General features: G+C 65.3%; 9 protein-coding genes and 1 riboswitch. All 9 genes read left to right on the forward strand.

Translation table 11 applies throughout. The features are described from left to right. On the forward strand, positions 1–1,077 hold a 1,077-nt coding region (eccA, locus tag VML93_RS29780; RefSeq protein ID WP_325616041.1), incomplete at its 5' end, for a type VII secretion AAA-ATPase EccA. 473 nt (positions 1,078–1,550) lie between these two features. Beyond that, positions 1,551–2,768, forward strand: a complete 1,218-nt coding sequence (locus VML93_RS29785; protein WP_325616042.1) for a PPE family protein — start codon at positions 1,551–1,553, stop codon at positions 2,766–2,768. A gap of 104 nt (positions 2,769–2,872) precedes the next feature. Continuing rightward, positions 2,873–3,046, forward strand: a riboswitch (M-box (ykoK) riboswitch). A gap of 285 nt (positions 3,047–3,331) precedes the next feature. Continuing rightward, complete coding sequence (locus tag VML93_RS29790; protein ID WP_325616045.1) at positions 3,332–3,631, forward strand: PE family protein; 300 nt, start codon at positions 3,332–3,334, stop codon at positions 3,629–3,631. Positions 3,632–3,647: 16 nt separating this feature from the next. Next, a complete protein-coding gene (locus VML93_RS29795) occupies positions 3,648–4,904 on the forward strand; it encodes a PPE family protein (protein WP_325616047.1) in 1,257 nt (418 codons plus the stop codon). A gap of 129 nt (positions 4,905–5,033) precedes the next feature. Next, positions 5,034–5,210 (forward strand): hypothetical protein, encoded by a 177-nt coding sequence (locus tag VML93_RS29800; RefSeq protein WP_325616049.1) that lies wholly within the window; start codon positions 5,034–5,036, stop codon positions 5,208–5,210. A gap of 633 nt (positions 5,211–5,843) precedes the next feature. Then, positions 5,844–6,143: a PE family protein gene (locus tag VML93_RS29805; protein ID WP_325616051.1), complete on the forward strand. Its 300-nt coding sequence runs from the start codon at positions 5,844–5,846 to the stop codon at positions 6,141–6,143. A 67-nt stretch (positions 6,144–6,210) separates the two neighbouring features. Further along, entirely contained in the window at positions 6,211–7,467 is a 1,257-nt protein-coding gene (locus VML93_RS29810) for a PPE family protein (protein ID WP_325616057.1), read from the forward strand. A 9-nt stretch (positions 7,468–7,476) separates the two neighbouring features. Beyond that, positions 7,477–8,883 (forward strand): PPE family protein, encoded by a 1,407-nt coding sequence (locus tag VML93_RS29815; protein ID WP_325616053.1) that lies wholly within the window; start codon positions 7,477–7,479, stop codon positions 8,881–8,883. 168 nt (positions 8,884–9,051) lie between these two features. Next, complete coding sequence (locus VML93_RS29820; RefSeq protein ID WP_325616055.1) at positions 9,052–9,372, forward strand: DUF732 domain-containing protein; 321 nt, start codon at positions 9,052–9,054, stop codon at positions 9,370–9,372. Positions 9,373–9,429: the final 57 nt, after the last annotated feature.

The raw sequence follows: 9,429 nt of genomic DNA on the forward strand, positions 1-9,429 counted from the left end.
TTCGCGCCCGCCCGAGAAGCGTTGGACAACCCCAACTTTCGGCTGATATTGACCGACCCAGAGACCATCGAGGCCCGGACGGATCCGTGGGATCCGGACAGCGCGCCGACTCGCGCGCAGACCGAGGCGGCCCGCCACGCCGAGGAGGGCGCCAAGTACTTGGCCGAAGGTGACGCCGAGCTCAACGCGATGCTGGGCATGGAACAGGCCAAGAAGGAAATCCGGCTCATCAAGTCGACGACCAAGGTGAACCTGGCCCGCGCCAAGATGGGCCTCCCGGTTCCGGTGACGTCGCGCCACACCTTGTTGCTCGGGCCGCCCGGTACCGGCAAGACGTCGGTAGCGCGGGCCTTCAGCAAACAGTTGTGCGGATTGACAGTGCTGCGCAAGCCGGTGGTGGTGGAGACCAGCCGCACCAAGCTGTTGGGCCGCTACATGGCCGACGCCGAGAAGAACACCGAGGAGATGCTCGAGGGGGCGCTGGGCGGGGCGGTCTTCTTCGACGAGATGCACACCCTGCACGAGAAGGGCTACTCCCAAGGCGACCCGTACGGCAACGCGATCATCAACACCCTGCTGCTGTACATGGAGAATCATCGCGACGAGCTGGTGGTGTTCGGTGCGGGTTATGCCAAGGCCATGGAAAAGATGCTCGAGGTGAATCAGGGTCTGCGCCGGCGGTTTTCGACGGTGATCGAGTTCTTCAGCTACACCCCGGAAGAGCTGATCGCGCTGACCAAACTGATGGGCCGGGAGAACGAGGACGTAATCACCGACGCAGAAGCCGAGGTGTTGCTGCCGTCGTACGCCAAGTTCTACAACGAGCAGAGCTACTCCGAGGACGGCGACCTGATCCGCGGTATCGATTTGCTCGGCAACGCCGGTTTCGTGCGCAATGTCGTCGAAAAGGCCCGCGACCACCGCAGCTCCCGCTTGGACGACGAGGACCTGGATGCGGTGCTGGCCAGCGATCTCAACGACTTCAGCGAGCACCAGCTGCTGCGGTTCACCAAGTTGACTCGCGAGGACCTCGCCGAAGGCCTCAGTGCTGCGGTCGCCGAGAAGAAGCCGGACTAGCGGCCTCCCGCAAAAATAGGTATTTGACCTCGAATCGCGTGTCCCGGGGCGCAAGTAGCGTCGGGGGCCGGTTCGTCCGGATACGCTGTCTGCCGAGAGGGGCGTCGCAACTGGCAAATTGCTGTGCGACCTCATCCTGATTTGCGCAACCACTGCAGCACGCCGAGTGCCCGGACCGGGACGGGAGGTGGCCGACTGATCTGACTGACTGTGGCTGTACGAAAATCGTTGACCGTTTTTTCTCCGATCCGGTCACGGCGCTCCTCCGCCGTCCGAATCGACTGGCGCCGAGCAATTGCCACCACCGCAGCGGCCGAGGCCCATAACCGGGTCGGACTATCCCTGTGAGGAGTAGTCCGATGTCATCTGTTGTGGCACAACCAGATTCGCCAGCGGGAGCAGCCTGCGAACGATATCAAGCCGGCTCCGCGCCGGCCGCGAACGCGATCGCGGCGGGTTAGGGGTTGGTGGCAATGGATTTCGGAGCATTACCGCCGGAAATCAATTCCGCGCGTATGTATTTCGGGCCCGGCTCGACACCCATGCTGGCCGCGGCGTCGGCCTGGAGCAGCTTGGCCGAGCAGCTGCAGTCGGCCGCAGCCTTTTACCAGTCGGTGATTTCGGGGCTGACCGAGGAAGGTTGGCTGGGGCCGGCGTCGGCGTCGATGGCGGCAGCGGTCGCCCCCTACATGATGTGGATGGGCGTCACCGGGGCACAGGCGGAGCAAACCGCCACCAATGCGACGGCCGCAGCGGGTGCCTTTGAACTCGCCTATGCGATGACGGTGCCACCGGCCGTGGTGGCGGCGAACCGCGCTCAGCTGATGGTGCTGGTCGCGACCAATTTCCTGGGCCAAAATGCGTCCGCGATCGCGGCCACGGAGGCCGAATACGGCGAAATGTGGGCGCAGGATGCGGCGGCGATGTACGGCTATGCGACCGGTTCGGCCGCTGCCGCGGAGCTGAAATCGTTCACGCAACCGCCGCAGACGACCAATCCGTCCGGGCAGGCCGCACAGGCTGCGGCCGTATCCCAAGCCGGCAACACGGCGGCCACCAGCGGTGTACAGCAAACGTTGAATCAGCTGACGTCCGCGATTCCGAATGCGCTGCAATCGCTGGCGTCGCCGTTGGCAGCCGACGGCCCCACCTGGGACTTCCTGGACTCAAACTTCGTCAATGGGTTCGTCTCAGCCGGGTATGTGAACCCCGCCATCATCCAACAGACCGTCACGGCATCGATGGCCGACATCAATGCGGTGGCACTGGGCGGAGAACCGGGCACCACAGCACTACCCCCGATGGGCGCCGGTCCCGGGAATCCGACGTGGACGCCCCTGCTGACACCGAACGTGGCGGCCGAGCTGTCCGCTGCGGGCGGCATGCCGTTCGGCTCGGCAGCAGTGCCGGCCGCGAACCTGAGCGCCGTTTCAGCCGGCGCGAACCAGGCCGCGCTGATCGGGCGGCTCTCCGTACCGCCCAGCTGGGCCGCGGCCGCCCAGGTGGCGAACCATGCCGGCACAGCGCTGCCCGGAGGTGGCTGGACCGGCACCGCGCTCCCGGAATCCGCGGCAGGCATGCCCGGGGTGCCCGGCGTGCCGATCGGCCGTCCGGCCGCATACGGCTTCGGCAACGGGCCGCGATACGGATTCCGCCCGACCGTCATGGCACACCCACCGGCCGCCGGATAGCGCGAGGGAGTTGTCCGTCAGTTGGGCTCACCGGCTGCCACGTCGTTGCAATTGATTGGCAGTTGGGTTGACTCACATGGCGGTGAGTGTCACCATGGCCTTTGTATGCACCTCGCTAGGTGAGGCGTCTACGCGGATACAGGCCACTGACCTCGAACGTCGAAAGACGCCCAGGGTCAGGACAGCTCCTCCCGGATTAAGGGTTGAGCCCAAGTGGCTTTCGGCTTCACAGCCGGATACGCCGTGTGGTGCCGAAGCTCTGACGAGAGGGGTGCCGCGCCCGGCGATTCCGGCGGGCCCTCATCCTCGTATGCAGTAAGTTGGCATCCCCGTATGCCCTGGCCGTGAGGAGGTGAGAGCGAAATGAGTCCCGGCGATAGTCCGTATCCCAGATCGATGACCATTTCGTTGCGATCCGACCCCGGCACTGTTTTCCTGGTCTGAATCGGCTGACGCCGACAGACAAACTCCGCACGCCTCCAAGCTGACGCGTGCGCGTGGAATGCGGGATAACTAGCCGCAAGGCGCGGGGGTTCGGTCTCTTTCCAACAAGGAGAAGTCCGATGTCGTTTGTAGTTGCGCGTCCGGAAGCGCTGGCGACGGCAGCTCGTCAACTGACCGGTGTAGGGTCCGCTCTGGCCGCGCGGAACATGACCTCGGCAGCTGCGACGACGGGGCTGCCCCCCGCTGCCGCCGACGTTGTATCAGCTTTGACTGCAACACAATTCAACGCTCACGCCGCCATGTACCAGGCCGCCGGCAGCCAAGCCGTGTTCATTCACGAGCTGCTTGTCGCGGTGCTGGGCAGCAGCGGCGATTCATACATGGCCATCGAAGCCGTCAACACCATCGCGGCCCGCTGAACGGGGGAGGCTAACGATGTTTGCTGGACTGGATTTTGCGACGCTGCCGCCCGAAGTCAACTCCGCGCGGATGTACACGGGACCGGGGTCGGCCCCGATGCTGGCCGCCGCGTCGGCGTGGAATGGGCTGGCCGCGGAGTTGCGCGCGACCGCGCTGGGTTATCACTCGGTGCTCTCCGAACTCACCGGCGAAGGCTGGCACGGCCCGGCCTCGGCGGCGATGGCGGCCGCGACCGCACCGTACGTGGTGTGGATGAACACCACCGCAGCGCAGGCCGAGCAGACCGCAGCGCAGGCCGAAGCGGCCGCGGGGGCGTTCGAGGCCGCCTTTGCGGCGACGGTGCCGCCGCCGGTGATCGCGGCCAACCGCGCCCAGCTGATGACTCTGATCGCCACCAACATCCTGGGCCAAAACACCCCGGCGATCGCGGCCACCGAGACCCAATACGCCGAAATGTGGGCCCAAGACGCCGTCGCGATGTACGGCTACGCCGCCTCGTCGGCGGTCGCCACTGAGCTCAGCCCGTTCACCGAACCCCAGCAGACCACCAGCCCCAGCGCGCTGAGCGGCCAGTCAGCCGCGGTGGCCCAGGCCGCCGCTACCCCGGCGGGTTCGCAGCAAAGCACGCTGGCACAACTGATGTCAGCACTACCCAACGCCCTGCAGGGATTGGCCTCACCCACCTCGTCGGGCACCGGATTGAACAGCATCCTCAACGGGCTGGGCCTGGACGTTTTCACGCCCGGGTCAGGGTCGGAGGGCACCGGGCTGGCCGGACTGCTCAATCTGGTGTCCGGATCCAACGGCTCGGCCGCCGGGAGCCTGCTCAATGCCAACATCTGGAACACCATCTTCTCGTCGGGCTTCTACATGCCGGGCAACTTCCTGGGCAACGTGTCCGACTTCATGGGTCTGGCCGGGGGACAAGCCGCCCAACAAGCGATCGGTGACATCGCCCAAGGCCCGCTTGGCGAAACGTTGGCGGGCCCGCTGGGCAACATGTTCTCGATGGGCAACTCGGTGTCAGCGGGCCTGGGCCGCGCCGCACTAGTCGGCCCGATGTCGGTGCCACCCAGCTGGGCGTCTCCGGCGGCAGTGCCCGGCCCGCTGTCGTCAGCGCTGGGGGCCACGCCGATGGTCGGCCCACCGGCAACGGCCGCGGGCATGCCCCCGGTACCGATGGGCAGCATGGCCGGCCAACCCTACGGCCGCGCCGTCCCGCAATACGGCTTCCGGCCCACGTTTGTCGCACGCCCACCCGCCGCAGGCTGACCAGCTCTGAGCTGGGCTTTTAGTCTCTTCAGCCAACTCCTGTTCACCTCCCAGCCAACTTTCAGTTGCCAGGGAGCGTTCTGGCAGCCGAGCATGCGTACTCTTGGTGAGATTTCAGGGGAGATGGGCATGACGATTTTCAACCCATTCGGTCGCATCGATGCCTCCGGCGCCGGCCTGGCGACGCAGGCGGCGTCGCCGAGCGGTCTCATCCAGGCCGGCCCCGATTCGCCCGCCGGGGCGCGCGACCAGCAACCAGTTTCCGCGGGTGGTACGACGGCCGCTCCCCGCGTCAACGACGGATGACTATTCTACGCCGATATAAGTAAACGCTCGCACACTTGAGGGGCTGCGTTATTTTGGTATGCCCACAAATTCAATTAGCGCCATGTCAGCGCATTAGGAGGTCCATCGACTTCGCAATCGGCGGGTGATACTAATTTTAGTGGCAGTTAACGAAGCTCGCCAATGATATGGCTCTGCGGATCCATATTCCATCACGCTGCAAGTGCGCGGATTCCGTCAAGACCCCTGGTCAGTTGTTTGCTGTGACATGCCACAAATCTAAGATCGCTTAGCTCTGAGTTAGCTGTGAAGCATCTGTCACATAGCTTGTCAAGGACCACGATATTTCTTTTTTACATTACGATTACCTCACCGGAACGCGTTTCAATCACGATGATCGTATTGTTCAGCTCACGACGCCCAGCCCGGGGCGTCTGGCATTTTTGATGGGGGAAATATAGGTGCGTTGATAGCAAACACATGGAATCCGGTGAACGGTTCTGATGTGTTCGATAAGAGCTGCGCCGATACGCGGGCAGGGCTCGGAGGTCGTCATTACCATGGCGGCCATCTGAGGGCCACGGGTAATACCGAGGTCGCCTAAGCAAACGGCGCGACAGGTTCCTAGCAACATCGTCATAAGTGAGGAAATCCATGTCTTTTCTGACCACACAGCCCGAGGCGTTGGCAGCCGCCGCCGGCAGCTTGGCGGGCATCGGCTCGATGATGACGGCCGGAAGCGCGGCCGCGGCCGACCCGACCACGGGAGTGATCCCGGCCGCCGCCGATGAAGTGTCGGCGCTGACCGCCGCACAGTTCGCCGCGCACGGGCAGATGTACCAGGCGATGGCCGCGCAGGCCGCCGCGATTCACGACCAATTCGTGGCCACGTTGGGGGCCAGCTCGGGTTCGTACGCGGCGTCCGAGGCGGCTAACGCGATCGCGGCAACCTAAGAAACCGGAGGTAGCAGGGGTGTTCGTAGATTTCGGGTTGCTTCCCCCGGAGATCAACTCCGGGAAGATGTATGTCGGTCCGGGATCGGGGCCGATGCTGGCCGCCGCGGCGGCCTGGGATTCTTTGGCCGCGGACTTGCAGTCCGTGGCGGCCTCGTATGGATCGACGATTCAAAGCCTGGCGGCCGGACCGTGGACCGGTCCTTCCTCGGTGACGATGGCCGCGGCGGCCATGCCGTATGTGGCGTGGATCAACGCGACGAGCGCGCAGGCCGAGGAAGCGGGCACCCAGGCCAAGCTCGCCGCGGGCGCCTATGAGACCGCGTTCGCGGCCACGGTGCCGCCACCGGTGATCGCGGCCAACCGTGCGTTGCTGGCGGCTCTGGTCGCGACCAACATCTTGGGGCAGAACACCCCCGCAATCATGGCCACCGAGGCCCACTACATGGAGATGTGGGCCCAGGACTCCGCCGCGATGTACGCCTACGCCGGCTCCTCGTTGAGCGCATCGCAGCTGACCTCGTTCACCGAGCCGCCGCAGACCACCAACGCCGGGGGCACCGCGGCGCAGTCAGCGTCGGTGGCCCAGGCCAGCACGCAAAGCGGTCTGAACACCAGCTCGACCCTGTCCGGCCTGCAGGGTGTGGTGCAGAACTTCCTGACAGACACCTTCTCGTCGACATCGCTGAGCTCGACACAGGGAAATCTCGTCTCGGGCCTTGGGCTGACGCCGATCTTCCCCAATTTGCCGGCGCCGACGGCGACAGGATTGGGAACGGCCGTGACCAACTGGAACACGATCTGGTCGGGCCTGGCCGGCGTGTACAGCCCTTTGCTCAGCTGGACTGCGATCCCGGGCGGGCCGTTCCTGTCGTTCGGTCAGGTCTACGCCTATGCCCAGAACGGGCAGGCGCTCAACGCCTTCTACACCCCGAAAGCCATCATTGGGGCGCTGGCGCCGCTGGCCAGCGAGGGGGCGCACCTGAGCTCCGCAGGCGTCGGCGGTCTGGCGTCGGGGTCGATGGGCAAGGCGGCACTGGTCGGCAACATGTCGGTGCCGCAAGGCTGGACTCAGGCCGCCCCGGCGATCAGGACGCTCTCCACCGTGCAAGCCCTTAACGATGCTGCTATCCCGGCGGCCGCCGACATGTCCGCAGAGGAAGGCATGTTCAGCCAGATGGGGCTGTCGAGCCTGGCGGGACGCGCGATGGGCGCCGCGGCCTACGGGTCGGGAAGCGGTGCCGCGGCCAGGTCAATGGGCGGTGTGGTCGAGGCCGACCCCGCCACCGCCACCATCATCGTGATCCCCGCACTCGAGGACTGAGGTACCGACATGATTTATGGAGCGTTTCCGCCGGAGTTCAATTCGGGCAGGATGTACAGCGGCGCGGGAGCGGGCTCACTGATCGCGGCCGCGCAGTCCTGGCAGGGCCTGGCCAGCGAACTGCAATCCACCGTGGCCGGCTATTCGTCGATAGTCGACAGCCTGGTCACCGGCCCCTGGTCGGGCCCGTCGTCGGCCGCCATGCTCGCCGCCGTCACGCCGTACCTGAGCTGGATACACGCCACCGCCGGAACAGCCAGTGAAGCCGCGGCCCAGGCCACCGCAGCCGCCAGCGCCTACGAGACGGCCTTCGCCGCGCACGTTCCGCCGGTGGAGATCGCAGCCAACCGCACCCAACTCGCACAACTGGTGGCGACGAACGTGTTCGGGCAGAACACCGCGTCGATTGCAGCCACCGAGATCCAGTACGGCGAGATGTGGGTCCAGGATGCCCTGGCGATGAACGACTACACCGTCTCGTCGGCGTCGGCGACCAAGTTGACGCCGTTCACCGCGGCACCCCAGGTCACCAACGCGAGCGGGATTGCCAGCCAGGCCGCCGCCACATCGTCGGCCGCCGGCACCGCCGCAGGTACCGCGCAGTCGCTCGTGTCGAGTGTGGACTCGCTGATCGGAAGCGGCCCGCTCGGCGCGCTGCTGCAGATCGGCGCAAACCTCAGCACCGAGTACACCGACACCATCAACGGGTTGCTCAACGGCATCATCGGGCCAAACGCGTCTACCTGGTTCAGCACCTTGTACAACGCGGTGAAGGTTCCGTTGGGTGTGACCACGCAGTTCAACGACATCGGGTTGCTGATCAACTTCCCCGCCTCACAGTTCCTCAAGTTCGCCCCGCACCCCGCCCTCGGCGCAATCCCGAGAGACGCGTTGGGAGCTGGACTTGGCGGGCCGCATTGGAGTCGGGGCACGTTGTTCAATGCGGTTCAACCCGAAGCACATTGGGGACGGGGCACTTTGGTCGGACGATTGACCGTTCCGCCGAGTTGGGCGACGGCTACCCCGGGCGTGCGGATGGTCGCTGCCGCCCTGTCGTCCGCGGGGGCGGAAGCCGTGCCGGCAGCGGCACTCGGCGAGGGCAGCCTGCTCAGTTCCATGGCAGTGGCCGGGATGCTCGGCAGCGCTTTGGGCGCGGGAGCTCCCGACGTCGTTAAGGGCGCCGGCGTGCGGGGGCGTCTCACCCCGCTCAAAGACCTCAAGGACGCCACGTCGCCGGAGAAACTGAAGCGGCTGGTCGCACAGATCTCGGAGAAACCCGAATCCGTGCAGCATCACAATGTCGACCAGGAGGGTCTCGACGCCCTGCTCGAGCAGCTGGCGAAGAAGCCCGGCATCCACGCAGTGCACCTGTCCAAGGGCGGCAAAGTCGTGCCGACGGAGGCGAAGTCGGGTTAGCGAGCGGCTGGTCGTCGTCGAAATGATGCGTTCTGCGGTGGAGGTGCGGCGTGATTATGACCCAGCGCGCCAACAATATTGGCCGCCAACCCGGGCTCGTGTGAGCGTAAGCTATTGGCAACAGGCACCTTTGGGAGATATTTTCCCAGCCTGGAAGGATGGATTGGTATGAGATGGGTACTGGCGTTACTCGCCGCAGGTGCGATGATCGGCTTTGCCCCGCCCTCGCACGCCGACCCCGGCGACTACGCCGGCGACGACGCGGGCTTTCTCGCCGCACTGAGCAAAGTCGGCATCACCTACTCCGACCCGGGTCACGCCGTCACGTCGGCCAAGGCGGTATGCGAGTGCCTGGACCACGGCGAATCGGGCTTGGAACTCGTTCACGACGTGAAGACACACAATCCCGGAATGGATATGGAGAATGCGTCCAATTTCGCCATGATCGCATCAAGGTTCTACTGCCCGCACCACCTCTCCAAGGCGTGACACACGGTCGGTCTCGGAATGAGGCTGACTAGAAGGTTTCGCGCCCGCTAACCGCGA

The organism is Mycobacterium sp., assembly GCF_035499775.1.
Classification (GTDB): domain Bacteria; phylum Actinomycetota; class Actinomycetes; order Mycobacteriales; family Mycobacteriaceae; genus Mycobacterium.

Coding starts and splice junctions, on each gene's coding strand:
- VML93_RS29785 (WP_325616042.1), top strand. CDS start 1,551: ATGGATTTCGGAGCATTACCGCCGGAAATCAATTCCGCGCGTATGTAT.
- VML93_RS29790 (WP_325616045.1), top strand. CDS start 3,332: ATGTCGTTTGTAGTTGCGCGTCCGGAAGCGCTGGCGACGGCAGCTCGT.
- VML93_RS29795 (WP_325616047.1), top strand. CDS start 3,648: ATGTTTGCTGGACTGGATTTTGCGACGCTGCCGCCCGAAGTCAACTCC.
- VML93_RS29800 (WP_325616049.1), top strand. CDS start 5,034: ATGACGATTTTCAACCCATTCGGTCGCATCGATGCCTCCGGCGCCGGC.
- VML93_RS29805 (WP_325616051.1), top strand. CDS start 5,844: ATGTCTTTTCTGACCACACAGCCCGAGGCGTTGGCAGCCGCCGCCGGC.
- VML93_RS29810 (WP_325616057.1), top strand. CDS start 6,211: ATGTATGTCGGTCCGGGATCGGGGCCGATGCTGGCCGCCGCGGCGGCC.
- VML93_RS29815 (WP_325616053.1), top strand. CDS start 7,477: ATGATTTATGGAGCGTTTCCGCCGGAGTTCAATTCGGGCAGGATGTAC.
- VML93_RS29820 (WP_325616055.1), top strand. CDS start 9,052: ATGAGATGGGTACTGGCGTTACTCGCCGCAGGTGCGATGATCGGCTTT.